This is a genomic window from Pseudotabrizicola formosa, assembly GCF_002900965.1.
Taxonomy (GTDB): Bacteria; Pseudomonadota; Alphaproteobacteria; order Rhodobacterales; family Rhodobacteraceae; genus Pseudotabrizicola; species Pseudotabrizicola formosa.
Window position 1 is genome coordinate 810,442 of record NZ_PJOM01000002.1, and the last position, 19,093, is coordinate 829,534.

At 62.7% G+C, this 19,093-nt stretch carries 16 protein-coding genes; 10 read left to right on the forward strand and 6 right to left on the reverse strand.

Annotated features, from left to right (window positions below; translation table 11 throughout):
• The first annotated feature begins 225 nt into the window (after positions 1–225).
• The 9 genes from recA (at position 226) to CXR43_RS07950 (ending at position 12,572) form a co-directional block, all read left to right on the forward strand.
• Positions 226–1,305: a recombinase RecA gene (gene recA, locus CXR43_RS07910; protein WP_103333459.1), complete on the forward strand. Its 1,080-nt coding sequence runs from the start codon at positions 226–228 to the stop codon at positions 1,303–1,305.
• A gap of 164 nt (positions 1,306–1,469) precedes the next feature.
• A complete protein-coding gene (gene alaS, locus CXR43_RS07915; protein WP_103334114.1) occupies positions 1,470–4,124 on the forward strand; it encodes an alanine--tRNA ligase in 2,655 nt (884 codons plus the stop codon).
• A 4-nt stretch (positions 4,125–4,128) separates the two neighbouring features.
• Complete coding sequence (locus CXR43_RS07920; protein ID WP_103333460.1) at positions 4,129–4,419, forward strand: DUF1330 domain-containing protein; 291 nt, start codon at positions 4,129–4,131, stop codon at positions 4,417–4,419.
• A gap of 144 nt (positions 4,420–4,563) precedes the next feature.
• Entirely contained in the window at positions 4,564–5,358 is a 795-nt protein-coding gene (locus CXR43_RS07925) for a class II glutamine amidotransferase (RefSeq protein WP_103333461.1), read from the forward strand.
• Positions 5,359–5,413: 55 nt separating this feature from the next.
• Positions 5,414–7,186, forward strand: coding sequence for a sensor histidine kinase (locus CXR43_RS07930; protein ID WP_103333462.1), 1,773 nt, complete (start codon positions 5,414–5,416; stop codon positions 7,184–7,186).
• The gene (locus tag CXR43_RS07935; protein WP_103333463.1) at positions 7,183–8,535 is read left to right on the forward strand and encodes a sigma-54-dependent transcriptional regulator; all 1,353 of its coding nucleotides are present in this window, start codon (positions 7,183–7,185) and stop codon (positions 8,533–8,535) included. The genes CXR43_RS07930 and CXR43_RS07935 overlap by 4 nt, the downstream gene beginning before the upstream one ends.
• A 197-nt stretch (positions 8,536–8,732) precedes the next feature.
• A complete protein-coding gene (locus CXR43_RS07940) occupies positions 8,733–9,701 on the forward strand; it encodes a TAXI family TRAP transporter solute-binding subunit (protein ID WP_103333464.1) in 969 nt (322 codons plus the stop codon).
• Between the two features lie 80 nt (positions 9,702–9,781).
• A complete protein-coding gene (locus CXR43_RS07945; RefSeq protein ID WP_103333465.1) occupies positions 9,782–11,941 on the forward strand; it encodes a TRAP transporter permease in 2,160 nt (719 codons plus the stop codon).
• Positions 11,942–12,029: 88 nt separating this feature from the next.
• Positions 12,030–12,572 carry a histidine phosphatase family protein gene (locus CXR43_RS07950; RefSeq protein ID WP_103333466.1) on the forward strand — a complete coding sequence of 181 codons (543 nt, stop codon included), beginning with the start codon at positions 12,030–12,032 and terminating at the stop codon, positions 12,570–12,572.
• A gap of 58 nt (positions 12,573–12,630) precedes the next feature.
• Here the strand turns inward: CXR43_RS07950 and typA are convergent, their stop codons facing one another.
• Together typA and CXR43_RS07960 are read right to left on the reverse strand one after the other, a co-directional pair.
• Entirely contained in the window at positions 12,631–14,448 is a 1,818-nt protein-coding gene (gene typA / locus CXR43_RS07955) for a translational GTPase TypA (protein ID WP_103333467.1), read from the reverse strand.
• Between the two features lie 90 nt (positions 14,449–14,538).
• Positions 14,539–15,141, reverse strand: a complete 603-nt coding sequence (locus tag CXR43_RS07960; RefSeq protein WP_103333468.1) for a YitT family protein — start codon at positions 15,139–15,141, stop codon at positions 14,539–14,541.
• 122 nt (positions 15,142–15,263) lie between these two features.
• Here CXR43_RS07960 and CXR43_RS07965 point away from each other — a divergent pair, with 122 nt between their 5' ends.
• A complete protein-coding gene (locus CXR43_RS07965) occupies positions 15,264–16,091 on the forward strand; it encodes an FkbM family methyltransferase (protein ID WP_103333469.1) in 828 nt (275 codons plus the stop codon).
• Between the two features lie 52 nt (positions 16,092–16,143).
• On the opposite strand, the gene CXR43_RS07970 is transcribed toward CXR43_RS07965, so the two are convergent.
• From CXR43_RS07970 to CXR43_RS07985, 4 genes are all read right to left on the reverse strand, one after another.
• Entirely contained in the window at positions 16,144–17,358 is a 1,215-nt protein-coding gene (locus tag CXR43_RS07970) for an NADP-dependent isocitrate dehydrogenase (RefSeq protein WP_103333470.1), read from the reverse strand.
• A 100-nt stretch (positions 17,359–17,458) separates the two neighbouring features.
• Positions 17,459–18,061, reverse strand: a complete 603-nt coding sequence (locus CXR43_RS07975; protein WP_103333471.1) for an HD domain-containing protein — start codon at positions 18,059–18,061, stop codon at positions 17,459–17,461.
• 1 nt (position 18,062) lies between these two features.
• Complete coding sequence (locus CXR43_RS07980) at positions 18,063–18,332, reverse strand: hypothetical protein (RefSeq protein ID WP_354001004.1); 270 nt, start codon at positions 18,330–18,332, stop codon at positions 18,063–18,065.
• Positions 18,329–18,988, reverse strand: a complete 660-nt coding sequence (locus CXR43_RS07985) for an alpha/beta hydrolase (protein WP_103334115.1) — start codon at positions 18,986–18,988, stop codon at positions 18,329–18,331. The genes CXR43_RS07980 and CXR43_RS07985 overlap by 4 nt, the downstream gene beginning before the upstream one ends.
• Positions 18,989–19,093: the final 105 nt, after the last annotated feature.

The following is a 19,093-nucleotide window of genomic DNA, read 5'->3' on the forward strand; positions in this document are numbered from 1 at the left end:
CGTCACCCGCCCCCGTCTTTGCGCCTCTGCCGGGCGCGCTTGGCCAATCTGTGGTCCTGCTTTTTACCGTTTTGGTAAACTATCGCTTAACCAAACTGTGAAAAAGATGGAACTCTGAGAATTTAGGTTGAAATGTTCCTGTTTTATTCCCATACAGATAAGAACACTTGGGGAACAAGCGCAAAGATTGCCGCCATGTCGCGGCTGTGAAATAAGGAGCGGACAATGGCGGTGGCGAACCTCCTCGATTTGAACGGGAAGCGCGAAATGGACAAGTCAAAGGCGCTGGAAAGCGCTCTGGCACAGATCGAACGGCAGTTCGGCAAAGGCTCGATCATGCGGCTGGGGATGAACAGCCCGGCAATGGATATCGAGGCGACCTCAACCGGGTCACTGGGCCTTGATATCGCCTTGGGCATCGGTGGCCTGCCCAAGGGCCGGATCATCGAGATTTACGGGCCGGAAAGCTCGGGCAAGACCACGCTCACCCTGCATGTGGTGGCGGAAGAGCAGAAAAAGGGCGGCGTCTGCGCCTTTGTCGATGCCGAACACGCGCTGGACCCGCAATATGCCAAGAAACTGGGCGTCAATCTGGATGAGCTGCTGATCAGCCAGCCCGACACCGGCGAACAGGCGCTGGAAATTGTCGATACGCTGGTGCGGTCGGGTGCTGTCAGCCTTGTGGTCGTCGATTCGGTTGCGGCGCTGACGCCCAAATCGGAAATCGAAGGCGACATGGGTGACATGCAGATGGGCGCACAGGCCCGCCTGATGAGCCAGGCGATGCGCAAGCTGACCGCCAGCATCGGTCGCAGCAATTGCATGGTCATCTTCATCAACCAGATCCGCATGAAGATCGGCGTGATGTTCGGCTCGCCCGAAACCACAACCGGTGGCAATGCGCTGAAATTCTACGCGAGCGTGCGGCTGGACATCCGCCGCATTGGCTCGATCAAGGAAAAAGATGACGTGGTCGGCAACTCGACCCGCGTCAAGGTGGTCAAGAACAAGGTGGCGCCGCCCTTCAAGCAGGTGGAATTCGACATCATGTATGGCGAAGGCATCTCGAAAACCGGCGAATTGGTTGATCTTGGCGTCAAGGCCGGCGTGGTTGAAAAGTCCGGCTCCTGGTATTCCTATGGCGATGAACGGATCGGGCAGGGCCGCGAAAATGCCAAGCTCTTCCTGAAGTCGAACCCGACCACTGCGGCCGAGATCGAAGACAAGATCCGCGCCGCCAACGGGCTGGATTTCCATATGGCAGAAAGCGAAGCCACCGCAGATGATGATGTGATGGACGGCTGATCCATCCCGACAGGGCAAAAGGCCGGGGCAGTGTCCCGGCCTTTTGCTGCGTGGTGGCGGCTTTTTTGCGCAAGCCAGCCGCAGCCCCCGGTGGACAGGCCCTGCGCACGGCGATAGATGGGAACGAAACCCGATGACACCCTCAGCCGAAGGGCAACATGACCATGGCGTCGCTGAACGATATCCGCTCGACATATCTCGATTTCTTTGCCCGCAACGGCCACAAGGTGGTGGACAGCTCCCCCCTCGTGCCGCGCAACGATCCGACGCTGATGTTCGCCAATTCCGGCATGGTACAGTTCAAGAACCTGTTCACCGGGGTGGAGACGCGCGACTATACCCGCGCCACCACCGCGCAGAAATGCGTGCGCGCGGGCGGCAAGCACAATGACCTTGATAACGTCGGCTATACCGCGCGCCACCACACGTTTTTCGAGATGCTGGGCAATTTCAGCTTTGGCGATTACTTCAAGGATGATGCGATTGCCTTTGCCTGGGAATTGCTGACGAAAGACTTCGGCCTGAACAAGGACAAGCTGCTCGTCACCGTCTATCACACCGATGACGAGGCGGCGGCGATCTGGAAAAAGGTGGCCGGGTTCAGCGATGACCGGATCATCCGCATCCCGACGGATGACAATTTCTGGCGGATGGGGCCGACCGGCCCCTGTGGCCCGTGCACCGAGATCTTCTATGATCACGGCGACCATATCTGGGGCGGCCCGCCGGGCAGCGCGGAAGAGGATGGCGACCGCTTCATCGAGATCTGGAACAACGTGTTCATGCAGAACGAGCAATTCGCCGATGGCAGCATGCGCCCGCTGGAGATGCAGAGCATCGACACTGGCATGGGGCTGGAGCGGATTGGCGCCTTGCTGCAGGGCAAGCACGACAATTACGACACCGACCTGATGCGCAGCCTGATCGAGGCTTCGGCCCATGCCACCAGCACCGACCCCGATGGCCCGGGCAAGACCCATCACCGGGTGATTGCCGACCATCTGCGCTCCACCAGCTTCCTGATTGCCGATGGCGTGATGCCGTCGAATGAAGGGCGCGGCTACGTGCTGCGCCGCATCATGCGCCGCGCGATGCGCCATGCGCATATGCTTGGGTCACAAGACCCGGTGATGTTCAAACTGGTTTCCGCTTTGGTGCGCCAGATGGGGGCGGCCTATCCGGAACTCGCGCGCGCGCAAAGCCTGATCGAGGAAACGCTGAAGCTGGAGGAAACCCGGTTCAAGACCACGCTCGACCGTGGCCTGAAGCTTTTGGATGACGAGTTGGTGCGCCTGCCCGAAGGCGGCGATCTGCCGGGGACGACCGCCTTCAAACTGTATGACACCTACGGCTTCCCGCTGGACCTGACGCAGGATGCCTTGCGCGAACGCGGTCGCGCCGTGGATGTGGCGGGCTTCGATACGGCGATGGCCGAGCAGAAGGCCAAGGCCCGCGCGGCCTGGACAGGCACGGGTGAGGCGGCGGATGGCAAGATCTGGTTTGAACTGGCCGAAGAGCATGGGGCCACGGAATTCCTGGGCTATGACACCGAAACGGCTGAAGGCGTGGTCAACGCTCTGGTGCGCGACGGCGCAGCCATCGAGGCAGCAAAAACCGGAGAATCGGTGCAGATTGTGGTCAATCAGACGCCGTTCTACGCCGAATCCGGCGGTCAGGTCGGCGATACCGGCCTGATCCGCACTGCCACGGGCATGGCCGAGGTGACCGATACCCGCAAGATCGCGGGCGTGGTCCTGCACATCGCGACCGTGATCGAAGGCACGATCACCAAAGGCCAGCCTGCGAAGCTGGAGGTGGGCCATACCCGCCGCGCCCGCATCCGCGCCAACCATTCGGCAACCCACCTGCTGCATGAGGCGCTGCGACGCGCGCTTGGTGATCATGTGGCGCAAAAGGGCAGTCTGAATGCGTCTGACCGTCTGCGCTTCGATTTCAGCCATTCGGTCGGGCTGACGGTGCCAGAACTGGCGCAGGTGGAAGCCGAGGTGAATGCGTACATCCGCCAGAACGCCCCTGTCGAAACCCGCATCATGACGCCGGATGACGCCCGCGCCATCGGTGCGCAGGCGCTGTTTGGCGAGAAATACGGGGATGAGGTGCGCGTGGTGTCGATGGGCGTGCTCGACGGCAGCGCCAAGGGGACCGAGGGCAACACCTACAGCCTGGAGCTGTGCGGCGGCACCCATGTGGCGCGGACCGGCGACATCGGGGCCTTTGTGCTCTTGGGCGACTCGGCCTCCTCCGCCGGCGTGCGCCGGATCGAGGCGCTGACCGGGCAGGCCGCACTCGACCATCTGCGCCAGCAGGATGCGCGGCTGGCGGATGTGGCCGCAGTGCTCAAGGCGCCAGCGGCAGAGGTGGTGGAACGGGTGAAGGCCCTGTTTGACGAACGTCGCGCGCTGCAGAACGAAGTGGCGCAATTGCGCCGCGAGGTGGCGATGGGGGGCAAGTCCGGTGGGCCGGAGGCGCAAGAGATCAATGGGATCAAATTCCTGGCACAGGTTCTGCAAGGCGTTTCCGGCAAGGATCTGCCCGCGCTGATTGACGAGATGAAAACCCGGCTTGGATCGGGTGCCGTGCTGCTGATCGCCGATACCGGGGCCAAACCTGCGGTGGCGGCAGGGGTCACCGCCGATCTGACCGGATCGGTTTCCGCGGTCGCCCTGGTCAAGGCCGCGGCCGAGGCCATGGGCGGCAAGGGCGGCGGCGGCCGGCCTGACATGGCGCAGGCCGGCGGCGCAGATATCACCCAGGCCGAAGCCGCCATTGCCGCCGCGACAGCCGTCATCAAAGGATAAACCCATGCCAACCGCCCTCTGGATCGCCCATGTCGAGGTAACCGACCCTGATGCCTATGGGCTTTATGCCAAGGGTGCAGGCCCGGCGCTGGCCGCCCATGGCGGTGAGTTTCTGGCCCGTGCCGGACGCTATGTTCAACTGGAAGGCAATGACCGCGCCCGCAACGTGGTCGCGCGTTTCCCCAGTCTGGAAGCGGCGGTTGCCTGCTATCACAGCCCAGAATATCAAGCGGCGCTGGCCCATGCCAAAGGCGCCTCTGTCCGCGATCTGGTCGTGGTTGAGGAAATCGGCTGATTTTTCAGCATGTGCTTGCAAACTGACAGCGCGCCGGAAGGAAGCACCTTCCGGCGCCATTTTATTTCATGCTACTGTCACGGGACGTAACACCACTAAGAAACGCTGGGGCAGAGCCATGTTCACCACCGCAGGGGGCCGCTGATGTGCCGTTGGGCCGCCTATACCGGCGCACCGATCTTTCTGGAAGAGATTGTCAGCCGTCCGGGCCATTCGCTGATCCATCAGTCCCACTGCGCCACGCAATGCCACACCGCCATCAATGCCGATGGCTTTGGCGTGGCCTGGTACGGAGAGCGGCCAGAGCCGGGGCTGTACCGCGATGTGATGCCGGCCTGGTCGGACCCGAACCTGCGCAGCCTGACCGCTCAGGTGAAATCGGGCCTGTTCATGGCCCATGTCCGCGCCAGCACCGGCACCGCCACCAGCCGCAACAACTGCCATCCCTTCACCTGGGGGCGGTGGTCCTTCATGCATAACGGTCAGATTGGCGGCTATGACGCGTTCCGCCGCGATGCCGATATGATGATCCCCGATGCGCTCTATCCCTGCCGCAAGGGGGCGACGGATTCCGAAGCCCTGTTCCTGATCGCCATTGCCGAAGGGCTGGAGGATGACCCCAAGGGTGCCATGGAACGGGCAGCGGCAAAGCTGATCCGCCTGTCGCGCGCCAAGGGGGCGGCGCCGCATCTGCGGCTGACCGGTGCGTTGTCGGATGGCCAGCGGCTTTATGCCATGCGCTATGCCACTGATGATCATGCGCCCACGCTCTATCACCGCTGGTCAGAGACGCGCGGCGGCACCGCAGTGGTGTCGGAACCGCTGGAAACCAATGAGCGCGGCTGGATCGAGGCCCCGCCCTTCAGCTTTTGCACCTTTGACGGCCCTGATGTCCGGGTGGAAGACTTCCATCCTTGCCGCCTTGCCGTCGCCGCCTGAACCGAGGTTGCGGCCAGACCGGCTTTGCCGCTAGGGTTGGGCAGGGGGCGGCGGAATGCGCAAGACCACACGCACTTGGCTGGTTCTGGCCGCCGCTCTGGCGGTGCTGGGCTGTTGTCTGGCCGGTGCGCTGACCTGGCGGCAAAGTCTGGCGCAATCGCTGGATGAAACCGCCCGGCGCGGTGACAATGTGCTGCAACTCGCCACCACCGCCCTGTCGGGCGAGCTGGACCGGTTTGAACGCCTGCCGCCGCTGATCGCCGAGCAGACCATCGTGACCCGGATGGCGGCGGACCCGCGCAATCCGGATCTGGTGGTGCAGGCCAATGATTACCTGCGCCGGATTCAGCGCTTGCTGGGCGCAACCGACATCTATCTGATGGACGCGCAAGGCCTGACCATCGCGGCCTCGAACCATGATACCGATACCTCGTTCATCGGTGGAAATTTTGCCTTTCGCCCTTATTTTTATGATGCTCTGGCGGGCGGGGCCGGACAATTCTATGCGCTTGGCACCACCAGCGGCAAACGCGGCTATTACTTTGGCGCGCCGGTGCTGGTGGAGGGGCAAACTGCGGGGGTGCTGGCCATCAAGATCGACCTTGATGCAATCGAAAGCACCTGGGCGGGCGGCGATTATGATGTGCTGGTCACCGATCCCGAAGGGGTGAGTTTTCTGTCCTCGCGCCCCGATTGGCGCTTTGCCGCGATGCATCCGCTCGGGGCCGAGGCGCAGGCCCGGATCGAGCGCACGCGGCGCTATGCCGGCACAGCGATCGGCCTGTTGCAGATCACCGACGAAGGGCAACACCGCGGCAGCCCGGTGCTGCGGATCGCCGAAAGCGGTGGCGCACGCGAATATCTGCAGCGTGACATGCCGATGGACCGGGCAGGCTGGGTGGTGCATGTGCTCATCGACACCGCCGCGGCGCGGGCCTCTGCCCTGACGCTGGCGATTGCGGCCATGCTGGCCTCGGGCGTGCTGGCGATGGTGGGGGCGGTGCTGTGGCAACGCCGGCTGCGCCTGGACGAACGCTTGCAGGTGCAGGCCGAAGCGCGCGCCGATCTGGAACGCCGGGTCGAGGAACGCACGCATGAGCTGCGCCAGGCGCAGGCCGATCTGGTGCAGGCGGGCAAGATGGCGGCGCTTGGCCAGATGTCGGCGGCGCTGAGCCATGAATTCAACCAGCCGCTGGCCGCCGCCCGCACCTATGCCGACAATGCCGGCGTGCTGATGGACCGGGGCCGGATGGTGGAAGCGCGCGGCAACATCGAGCGCATCCTGAGCCTGATCGACCGGCTGACCAGCATCAGCCGCCATCTGCGCAGCTTTGCCCGCGCGCCGGGCCAGAAGCTGAGCCATGTGTCACTGGCCGAGGTGGTGGAGGCGGCGGTGGAGATCGCCGCGCTGCGCATCAGGGCGGCGGAGGCCACATTGGCCGTCAGGCTTGCCCCGGACCTGCCGGTGGTGATCGCAGGGCCGGTGCGGCTGCAGCAGGTGCTGGTCAACATTCTGACCAATGCCGCCGACGCGGTAGAGGGTTTGGCCGATCGCCGGATCGAGCTGACGGCAGAGGCACAGGGCGACCATGTGCTGATCCGCATTTCCGACACCGGCCCGGGCGTGCCCGAAGGGCTCGCGACGCGGATTTTTGATCCGTTCTTTTCCACCAAGGGCGTGGGCAAGGGGCTGGGGTTGGGTCTTTCCATTTCCTACAATATCGTCAAAGACTTCGGCGGCGATCTTTCCGTGGCCTCCAACCCCGGGGCCTGCTTTACCCTGCGGCTGAGCGCCGCCCCGACCCTCCGGCAAGAGGCTGCTGAATGACTCCGCTGCGCATTCTTTTGGTCGATGATGAACCCGATCTGCGCGCTTCTACCGCGCAGGCGCTGGATCTGGCAGGCTTTGCGGTGCAGGATTTTGCGGCACCCGAACGGATCATGGATCTGGTCAGTTTCGGCTTTCCCGGCGTGGTGCTGACCGATATCCGCATGCCCGGCATGGATGGGTTGACGCTGATGAACCGCATCCATGACATTGACCGCGACATTCCGGTGATCCTGATCACCGGGCATGGCGATGTGCAGCTGGCGGTGCGGGCCATGCGCGAAGGGGCCTATGATTTTGTCGAAAAGCCCTTTGCTGCCAGCCAGTTGGCGGAGATTGTCGCGCGTGCCTCTGACTACCGGCGTCTGGTGCTGGAAAACCGCGTGCTCAAGGCGGCGGCGGGGCAGGTCGATGACATGGAACAACGCCTGATCGGGCGGTCCAACGTCATGATCGACCTGCGTCGCCGCATCCGTACCCTTGGCCCGACCGAGGCCGATGTGCTGATCGTGGGGGAAACGGGGTCGGGCAAGGAAGTGGTCGCGCGCGCCCTGCACGATATGTCGCCCCGCGCGCGCAAACCCTTTGTCGCCATCGATTGCGCGGCGATTCCGGCGGCGCTGATCGAATCCGAATTGTTCGGGCACGAGGCAGGGGCGTTTCCGGGTGCCTTGCGCGCGCGCTTTGGCAAGTTTGAACATGCGCGGGGTGGGACCATTCTGCTAGATGACATCGCCTCCATGCCGCTCGATATGCAGGGCAAACTGGTGCGGGTGATCGAAGAGCGGACCGTCACCCGGCTTGGCTCGAATGAGGCGCTGAGTCTCGACGTGCGCTTCATGGCCACGTCCCGCGTGCCGCTTGAGGCCGAGGCTGAGGCCGGGCGCTTCCGGGGCGATCTGCTCTATCGGCTCAATGTGGTTACCTTGCAGGTGCCGCCCCTGGCGGCGCGGCGCGAGGATATTCCGCTGTTGTTCCTGCGGCTGCTGTCCGAAGCGGCCAGCCGCCACCGGTCAGACCCGGCCCCGGTTCCGCCCTCGCTGATGGCGCAACTGACGGCGCGCGACTGGCCCGGCAATGTGCGCGAATTGCGCAACGCCGCCGACCGCTATGCCCTGGGTCTGGGCGAAGGCGCGCAGGCGGTGGAAGAGGCACCATCGCGCCTGGCCGAACGGGTGGCAGAGTTTGAAAAACGCGAGATCGAGGCAGCGCTTGCGGCCCATCGCGGCAACCTCAGGCCGGTCTATGAATCCCTTGGCCTGTCGCGCAAGACCCTGTGGGAAAAGATGCAAAAGCACGGGCTGGACAAGGCGCAGTTCGGGGCCGGGGGCGAGGCAGGGGCGGAATAGGCCCTCCGTCAGGCACGAAATCCCCCCATGCTTTGCCCGCAATGTTACGGTTTCCACCCATCCGCCGGTTCAATCCACGCCTTGGTTGCGCAAACAGCCAGATTCACGGTTGAGTGAGCGATGGAATGACGGCTTTCTGAGATCAGCACGGTCCGCGCAGGAGGCGCGTGCCAGTGTAGAATTTTTGGGAGGACTGCATGTTCATCAAGACACTTGCCGCCGCTTGCGCGGTCGGCCTCGTTGCAACCACTGCCATGGCACAGGACAAATCGGACTGGCCGGGGGAAATCACCATCGGCACCGCGTCGCAGGGCGGCACCTATTTCGTCTATGGCAATGGCTTTGCGGGCTATATGTCCGAAGCGCTTGGTGTGAACGCCACCGGCGAAGTCACCGGCGGCCCGGTGCAGAACGTGACGCTGGTGGAAACCGGCGATCACCTGATGGGTCTGGTCACCATGGGCCCGGCCTATGACGCCTGGATGGGCAAGTCGGAACTGGCCCCGGGGCTGGAGCACCGGTCGATCCGCGCGCTGTTCCCGATGTATCAGACCCCGTTTCAGGTGGTTGTGCTGAAATCCTCGGGCATCACCTCGGTGTCGGATCTGGCCGGCAAGCGCGTATCGGTGGGCCCCGCAGGCGGCACGCCGGGCACCTACTGGCCACAGTTCATGTCGGCAGTGGGGGTGGAGGCCAATGTATCCTATGCCGGCGCCGCCGATGCGGCGGGCCAGTTGGGCGACGGTCTGATCGACGCCTTTGCCTTTGCTGCCGGTGTGCCGATTTCGGCGTTTTCCGAACTGGCCGCCCAGCAGGACGTGCTGATGTTCGGCCTGACCCCGGAAGAATCCGCCAAGGTGCTGGAAGCCTTCCCGGCGATGGCCCCGTTCAACATTCCGGCGGGCACCTATCCGGGCCATGACTATGATCAGCCCACCGTCGCGCTGTGGAACTTTGCCATTGCCCATGCCGACATGCCTGACAGCCTGGCCTATGAGATCACCAAGCTGGCCTTGGACAACAATGACCGCATGGTGCAAATTCACGCCACTTCGGCTGAAACGCTGGCAGAAAACTGGGACAAGAACACCTTCATGCCGTTCCATCCCGGCGCCATCCAGTACTACGAGGAAAAAGGGATCACGATTCCCGACACCCTGAAATAAGCCACGCGTCGCAGTGGTTTACGGGCGTCCGGCCATGATCGGACGCCCTTTTCACAACCGTCATTCGGGGACACCAGATCATGACCGCTCCCACCACGGACGTCCCGACGCAGGATATTGCCTCTGGCGTCGACAATGAGATTTTCTCGGCCAACCAGCGCAAACCGCTCGGCTCGGTTGGTCTGCTGATCGCCGCGATGTGTATCGCCTATACCGCCTTTCATATCGGGGTGATGAACCTCTATCCGATTGAAACCTGGACCTACCGGCTGCTGCATGTCGGCGGCGGGCTGGTGATCGGGTTCCTGCTGTTCTCTTCGCTGAACTTCATGGAGGTCGAGGGCAACCCGCGGGCGGGCCGCACGATGATGCTGCTGCCCGCGGCGGTGCTTGTGGGCGTGGGTTTTGTGCAGGTGATGCTGTTCTGGGCGGGCGGCACCGGGGTCGATCAGGCCGCACCGGCCACGGCCATGCGCTGGACCTTTGGTGTGCCACTGCTGATCGGGACGGTCTGGGCGCTGGTGGTGGCATGGCTGATGCCGGACCCGCGCCGGGGGCAGCTGGATCTGGCCGATATCATCCTTGCCTTTGCCGCCGTTGCGGTGACGGCCTATATCATCTTTCACGCGCCGCTGTTGCGCTTGCGCGCGGGCACGGCGCTGGCCAAAGAGGCGGATATGTTCGCCTCGCTGATCGGGGTGATCCTGATCCTGGAGCTGACCCGCCGCATGGCGGGCCTCGCACTGGTGATCATCGCCGGTATCTTCGTGCTCTACAGTTTTGTCGGCCCTTGGCTGCCCGGTATCCTCTATCACCGGGGCTATTCGCTGACCCGGTTCTTCACCTATGTCTTTACCGACCAAGGTATCCTTGGGCCAACGACGGCGATTTCCTCCACCTATATCATCCTGTTCGTGGCCTTTGCCGCCTTCTTGCAGGCCAGCCGGGTGGGCGAGTATTTCGTGAACTTCGCCTTTGCCGCGGCCGGTGACCGGCGCGGGGGGCCTGCCAAGGTGGCGGTCTTCGGCTCTGGCCTGATGGGCATGATCAACGGCACCTCGGCGGGCAATGTGGTGGCGACAGGCTCGCTGACCATCCCCTTGATGAAAAAGGTGGGCTACAAGCCGCAGACCGCAGCAGCGGTGGAGGCTGCGGCCTCATCCGGCGGGCAGATCCTGCCGCCGATCATGGGGGCAGGCGCCTTCATCATGTCGGAAATCACCGGCATTGCCTATTCTGATATCGTGGTGGCCGCGATCATCCCGGCATTGCTCTATTTCGTCAGTGTCTACTTCAACGTCGATCTGATGGCGCAGAAGTTCAACATGAAGGGCCTGCCGCGCGAAGAGCTGCCGCAGTTCCGCAAGCTGGCCAAGCAGGTGTTCCTGTTCATCCCGATCATCATCCTGATCGGCGCACTGTTCATGGGCTATTCGGTGATCCGGGCCGGCACGCTGGCGATGGCCTCGGCGGCGGTCGTCTCATGGCTGACGCCCCACAAGATGGGCGTCAAGGAGATCCTGTTCGCACTGGAAATCTCAACCAAGATGACTCTGCAACTGGTCGCGGTCTGTGCGGCGGCGGGCATCATCGTGGGCGTGATCGCGCTGACAGGTCTTGGCACGCGCTTTTCCAGCCTGCTGCTGGGGCTGGCCGAAAACAACCAGATGCTGGCGCTGTTCTTTGCGATGGTGGTGTCGATCGTGCTGGGCATGGGGATGCCCACCACGGCGGCCTATGCGGTGGCGGCCTCGGTCATCGCGCCCGGGCTGATCAGCCTTGGGATCGACACGTTGACCGCGCATTTCTTCATCTTCTACTTCGCGGTGATGTCGGCGATCACCCCGCCGGTGGCGCTTGCGGCCTATGCCGGGGCGGCGATTGCCCGGTCTGACCCGATGAAGACAAGCGTCGAGTCGTTCAAGATGGGGATGGCGGCCTTTGTGGTGCCCTTCATGTTCTTCTCGTCACCCGAACTGCTCATGCAGGGTGAATGGCTGAACATCATCCATGTGGTTGCCGGTGCGCTGCTGGGGGTGTTCCTGCTGTCTTCGGCAGTGCAGGCCTGGTACTTCGGCCACCTGCATCCGATCCTGCGGATCGTTCTGGCAGTGGCGGCGGTCGCCATGATCGACTCGGGCTGGCTGACCGACTTTATCGGCATCACCACGGCCTTGGTGGTCTGGGCCATCCAGAAGCGGCTGGTCAAGCCCGGCGCGGTGGCGCGCGGGGCCGATTAAGGGCCTGTGACGGTCTGACACCACAGGGCCGCCCCAGAATGCCTCGGGCGGCCCTTTTTTCATCGCGCCTGCGCGCTATGCTCTGCTCATGCGCATGTTCCTGGCTGTGATGTTTCTGTTTTTGGTCACCCCCTTGCGGGCAGACCCGCTGGACGCGGCCCGCGCGCCGGGGGCTGTGGTGCTCATGCGCCACGCCACCGCCCCCGGCACCGGTGACCCGCCCGGCTTTCGACTGGGCGACTGCGCCACGCAGCGCAACCTGTCAGCGGCGGGGCAGGCCGAGGCGCGGGCCATCGGCGCGCGGTTTCGCGCCGCCGGTATCGTGTTTGACCAGATCCTGACCTCGGAATGGTGCCGCGCCCGCGACACCGCCGATCTGCTGGGCCTGGGGCCGGTGACCGCTTTTCCGCCGGTCAATTCCTTCTTTGCCAACCGGGGGGATGAACCGCAGCAAACTGCCGCGCTCCTGGCACATCTGGCGGCTTTGCCCGCGGGCGCGCGGGTGCTGATCGTGACCCATCAGGTCAACATCACCGCGCTGACCGGGATCGTGCCCCGCTCGGGTGAGGCTGTGGTGGCGCAAAGGATGGGGCAGGGGTTGCAGGTCACGGGCCGCCTGCCGCCGCCGTGAGGCCGCAGATGAAAACGGCCCCCGCCAATGAAAACGGCCCCCGAAGGGGCCGTTTGTCTCAGGCGCTGCGGCTGTGCCGCTTGCGCTCATGCGGGTCCAGATAGCGTTTGCGCATCCGCACCGATTTCGGCGTGACCTCAACCAACTCGTCATCGTCGATATAGGCGATGCACTGTTCCAGGCTCAGCTTGACCGGCGTGGTCAGGCGCACCGCTTCATCCGTGCCGCTGGCGCGCACGTTGGTCAGCTGTTTGCCTTTCAGCGGGTTCACTTCCAGATCATTGTCACGGCTGTGCTCGCCGATGATCATGCCGGTGTACACAGGTTCCTGCACGCCGATGAAGAAATGGCCGCGGTCTTCCAGCTTCCACATCGCATAGGCCACCGAAATGCCCGATTCCATGGAAATCAGCACGCCCTGACGGCGGCCTTCAATCGGGCCTTTGTGCGGGGCCCAGCCGTGGAACACGCGGTTCAGAACCCCGGTGCCGCGCGTATCGGTCATGAACTGGCCGTGATAGCCGATCAAGCCGCGCGAGGGCACATGGGCGATGATCCGGGTTTTGCCGGCACCCGCAGGCTTCATCTCGACCAGATCGCCCTTGCGCGGGCCGGTCAGCTTTTCGATCACCGGGCCGGTGTATTCGTCATCCACGTCAATGGTGACTTCCTCGATCGGCTCTTGCTTCACGCCGTCCTCTTCCCGGAACAGCACGCGGGGGCGGCTGATCGACAGCTCGAAGCCTTCGCGGCGCATGTTCTCGATCAGAACGCCCATCTGCAATTCGCCACGACCCGCCACTTCAAAGGCATCACCGCCCGGGGTGTCGGTGACCTTGATCGCCACGTTGATCTCGGCTTCCTTCATCAGACGCTCGCGGATCACGCGGGACTGCACCTTGGAGCCTTCCTTGCCCGCCAGCGGCGAGTCGTTGATACCAAAGGTGATCGAGATGGTCGGCGGGTCAATCGGCTGTGCGGGCAGGGCGGTGTCAATCTCCAGCGCACACAGCGTATCGGCCACGGTGGCCTTGGTCATGCCGGCCAGCGTGACGATATCGCCCGCTTCTGCCGCATCGATCGGCGTCATCACCAACCCGCGATAGGCTAGGACTTTCGACACGCGGAACTGTTCGATCCGCTCACCATCGCGGGACAATGCCTTGATCGTCTCGCCGGCGCGCAGCGTGCCCGCCTCGACCCGGCCGGTCAGGATACGGCCGATGAACGGGTCGGCAGACAGCGTGGTCGCCAGCATCTGGAACGGCTCAGCCCGGCGCTGAATTTGCTTTGGCTCCGGCACGTGGCGGATGATCAGCTCATAGAGTGCCGACAGGTCCTTGCGCGGACCGTCAAGCTCTACATCGGCCCAGCCCGACCGGCCCGAGGCATAAAGCACCGGAAAATCAAGCTGGTTGTCATCGGCGCCAAGGTTGGCGAACAGATCGAACACCTCGTTCAGCGCGCGGTCGGGTTCGGCATCGGCCTTGTCGACCTTGTTGAGCACAACAATCGGGCGCAGCCCCAGCGCAAGCGCCTTGGAGGTCACGAATTTGGTCTGCGGCATCGGGCCTTCGGCGGCATCGACCAGCAGCACCACACCATCGACCATCGACAGAATACGCTCCACCTCGCCGCCGAAATCGGCGTGGCCGGGGGTGTCAACGATGTTGATCCGCGCACCACCCCATTCCAAGGAGGTGCATTTCGCCAGAATGGTGATGCCGCGCTCACGCTCGATATCATTGCTGTCCATGGCACGTTCGGCGACGGCCTGGTTGTCGCGGAAAGACCCCGACTGTTTCAGAAGCTCGTCGACGAGCGTGGTTTTGCCATGGTCAACGTGGGCGATAATGGCAATGTTGCGAAGCTCCATCGGGAGGGGTCTCTTTCAATAGGGTCTGATGATTGTTGCGCAGCCCTTACAGGGTTTTCCCCGCATTGGCCAGTGCCGATCACGCAGGGGTCACGTGGCGACGTAGCGGTCACGGCGATGGTTGATGGCGATGATCAGATTAAGCACGACAGCGCCCAGCAGTGACCAGATCACCACGTGAAGCGGAAACAAAAGCGCGGCGACGCCGAATATCACCGCATCAACGCAAAGCTGCACATAGCCGGCACGAAAGCCGAAGCGATCCTGAATCAGCAGAGCCAGCATGCCAAGGCCCCCAAGCGAGCCGTTGTGCCGGAACATCGCCAGCAACCCCAGCCCGGTCAGCGCCCCGAAAATCACCGCAGCCAAGGGCACCGACAGGCTATCAATCCGGAAGCCCAACGGCATCAGTTCCACCCCCAGCGACAGGGCGGTAACCGAGATCAGCGATTTTACGGTGAAGGCCGGGCCAAGCCGGACCCAGGCCAGCGCATAGAACGGCAGGTTGATCAGAAAGAACACCGGGCCAAAACCCCAGCCGGAGAGGTAGGAGATGATCACCGCAATCCCCGCCGTCTGCCCGGTGATCAGCCCGGCATGGGTCAGGAACTGCAGGCCCAGCGTGCACAACAGCACCCCAAGGGAAAGCCCCTGCGCATCTTCGGTCAGGCTGTGTTTCGAGGCGATGGACATGGCGGATGATTATGGCAGCCATACTGACCTGTCCAGCCCTTTTCCTGCCTTAGATTGGCCCTGATGGGCGTGTTTCTTATGCCGAACGGCAGATTGCCCGATAAACACGCAAGGCTGAAAAGATGCAGGCAAAGCGCGCATTGGAAATTGTATCGTCCACACTGGCGGAGACCCCTGAACAGGGGACGGCGCTGGCGGCCAAGCTGGATCAGTTGATCCGGCTGACCGAAGACTCCATCCACCTGCAAAAGGTGGCACTGCTGGAGGCGGGCCATATCCTGCGCTTTCATGCCGGGCTGGTGCCGGTGGCGCTGTCCTTGCCCGAGGCGCAGGATGATTATGTGCAGCGCGTCATCCTGCGGACCCGCCAGTTCTACGAGGCGCGGCTGCTGGCCACGGTGCAGAGCCTGGGGCTGATACGCCCCGGGGCCACCGTCTGCGACATCGGGGCCAATATCGGCAATGCGGCGGTGTTTTTCGGCAAGGTGCTGGGTGCGGGGCGGGTGGTGGCCTTCGAGCCGTTGCCGCAGGCCTATGGCACATTGCGCCGCAACCTTGACCTGAACGGGCTGACCGAGGCGCTGGCCTATCGCTGCATGGTGGGCGCAGAGTCAGGGCGGGGCGATATTGCCCGCTTCAACCCGCGCAATATCGGGGCCACCAGCTTTATCCCGATGCCGGACGGGCCGGTGCCGATGGTGGCACTGGATGATCTGATCGAGGCCGAAGAGTTGCAGGGCCTGTCTTTCCTCAAGGTCGATGTCGAAGGCATGCATCTGGAGGTGTTGCAGGGTGCGAAACAGGTGATCGCCACGCACAAGCCCGCCATCTGGGTCGCGCTGACCGATACAGACAGCGATTACGCGGCCTGCGCCGCCTTGCTGGAGCCTTTGGGCTACAAGGCCACACCGATTGGCCCGAACGATTTCGTTTTCGTCCATACGGCATGAAAAAATCCGGGGGGAATCGCTCCCCCGGACCCTTTTTCGCTGAACCGTGATCTTAGCCCTTCAGCGCCCGGTTCAGGTAGTCATCCACCTTTTCCAGATAGCCCATCGTGGTCATCCACTTCTGATCCGGCCCGACCAGCAGCGCCAGATCCTTGGTCATGTACCCGTCTTCCACCGCATCGACGGTCACCTTTTCCAGCGTCTTGGCAAAACGCAGCAGCTGATCATTGCTGTCCAGCTTGGCGCGGTGCTTGAGGCCCCCGGTCCAGGCAAAGATCGACGCAATCGAATTGGTCGATGTCTGCTGGCCCTTCTGGTGCTGGCGGTAGTGGCGCGTCACGGTGCCATGCGCGGCCTCTGCTTCCACCACCTGACCATCGGGCGTCATCAGGATCGAAGTCATCAGGCCGAGGCTGCCAAAGCCCTGCGCCACGGTGTCGGATTGCACATCGCCGTCATAGTTCTTGCAGGCCCAGACATAGCCGCCCGACCATTTCATTGCACTTGCCACCATGTCATCGATCAGGCGGTGTTCGTAATGAATGCCCGCGGCCTTGAACCGGTCTTCGAACTCTTCGGCGTAAACCTTTGCGAACAGGTCTTTAAACCGGCCATCATAGGCTTTGAGGATGGTGTTCTTGGTCGACAGATACACCGGCCAGCCCTTCATCAGCCCGTAATTCATCGAAGACCGCGCAAAATCGATGATCGAGTCATCAAGGTTGTACATCGACATGTAGACCCCGGCCGAAGGCGCGGAATACACGTCTTTTTCGATCACGGTGCCATCATCGCCCACGAATTTCATCGTCAGCTTGCCCGCGCCGGGAAAGCGGAAATCGGTGGCGCGGTACTGGTCGCCAAAGGCATGGCGGCCCACCACGATCGGCTGGGTCCAGCCCGGTACCAGACGCGGCACGTTCTGGCAGATGATCGGTTCACGGAAGATCACACCGCCCAGAATGTTGCGGATGGTGCCATTGGGCGAGCGCCACATCTGCTTGAGTCCGAATTCTTCCACCCGCTGCTCATCGGGCGTGATGGTCGCGCATTTGACGCCGACGCCATAGGTCTTGATGGCTTCGGCCGCGTCGACCGTGATCTGGTCATTGGTGCGGTCCCGCTCTTCGATGCCAAGATCGTAATATTTCAGGTCTATATCCAGATAGGGCAGGATCAGCTTCTGCTTGATGAAATCCCAGATGATCCGGGTCATTTCATCGCCGTCGAGTTCAACAACGGGGTTTGCCACCTTGATCTTGGTCATAATCGCCCTTTCGGTGTAAGATTCGCGCCGTCGCCTCTATAGCGCGAAACGGCACGGCAGGGAAGGATTGTATGCAATTGCATACCGAAAATGCGATCAATCAGGGAAAGAATGCCGCCGTCCTGGCCTTTATCCATTCCCAAAGGGCCGGGGCACCGCGTGCAATCTTTGTTCCCACCCGCTGTTCCAGCTGATCAGCAGTGACCTGATAGGTCGTCCAGGTTCCGCCGCCCGACATCAGGTTGGCCATCACCGGCTGCACCCGGTCCAGACTTTTGGCAAAGATAGCATCCGGGGTCTGGGCCGCTTCGAACTCCTCCCACAGCGCACGAAGATCCTGGCGCAAATCGTTGGGAAGCAGGCCAAAAATCCGGTCTGCGGCGCGCTGTTCTGCGGCCATCGTCTCGCTTGACCCATGCGCCAGACCATTGGCGGAATGGATCGGCACATCGCCCACGTCGATTTCCACCAGATCATGGATCAGCAGCATCCGGATCACCCGGTTGATATCCACCCCGGCTTTGGCCTGATCGGCCAGCACCAGCGCATAAAGCGCCAGATGCCAGGAATGTTCGCCTGAATTTTCCGGGCGCGACCCATCGACCAGCGTGGTGGCGCGCAGCACCGATTTCAGCCGGTCAGCCTCATTGAGAAAGGCAAACTGCGCCTCCAGCCGGGCAGAGACCGTGCCGGCACCGTCCACGTCAATGCCCGCCCTTTTCCGCCTCACGCGGGGCCTCGGGCGGTTTCGCCCCGGCGCGCTTGGCGGCCAGGGCCTTCTCCAGAAACTCGCGCCCGCGCTTTTCCGCCAGCCGGATGCGGATCGAGGTCATGAAGGCTTCTTGCAAAGTGGGCGAGGAGGCGCCCACCACCTTGGCGACCTGTTCGTAGAAATAGGGATCATCCAGATCGACCGAGCCTGCCAGCACATCGCGGGCAAGGCCATCGGCCAGATCCTGGATGAAATCGCTCACCGCGACACCTCACCCAGACGGCGGCGGACATAATCGGAAACCGTGCCGATCATCGGCTGCATATGGGCCTCTTCATCCTTGAAGAAGTGATCCGCGCCGTCAATCTCGGTATGGGTGATGGTGATGCCCTTCTGCTCATGCAGCTTGCCCACCAGGGTCTTGGTGTCTTTGGGCGGGGCCACCTTGTCGGCGGTCCCGTTGATGATTAGACCGGAAGAGGGGCAGGGTGCAAGGAAAGAGAAGTCATAAAGATTGGCTGGCGGGGCCACCGAAATGAAACCGGTGATCTCGGGCCGCCGCATCAGCAGCTGCATCCCGATCCAGGCCCCGAAGCTGAAGCCCGCCACCCAGCAATGCTTGGCATTCTGGTTCATCGACTGCAGGTAATCGAGGGCCGAAGCCGCATCGGACAATTCGCCAATGCCCTGATCATATTCGCCCTGGCTTCGCCCGACACCGCGGAAGTTGAACCGCAGCACGGTAAAGCCCAGATTGTAAAAGGCGTAATGCAGATTATACACCACCTTGTTGTTCATCGTCCCGCCATAGGCCGGATGCGGATGCAAGACGATGGCGATGGGGGCATCCCGATCCTTTTGCGGGTGGTATCGGCCTTCAAGTCGGCCTTCTGGGCCTGCGAAGATCACTTCGGGCATGTGTTTCCTGCCTGTCTTTCCCGCGAGCGATTTCTTGACGGTACCGCTCGGCATATCTAGAACCGTTCTAAGGCATGACGTGTCACATGTGACGGGGCCAGCCCA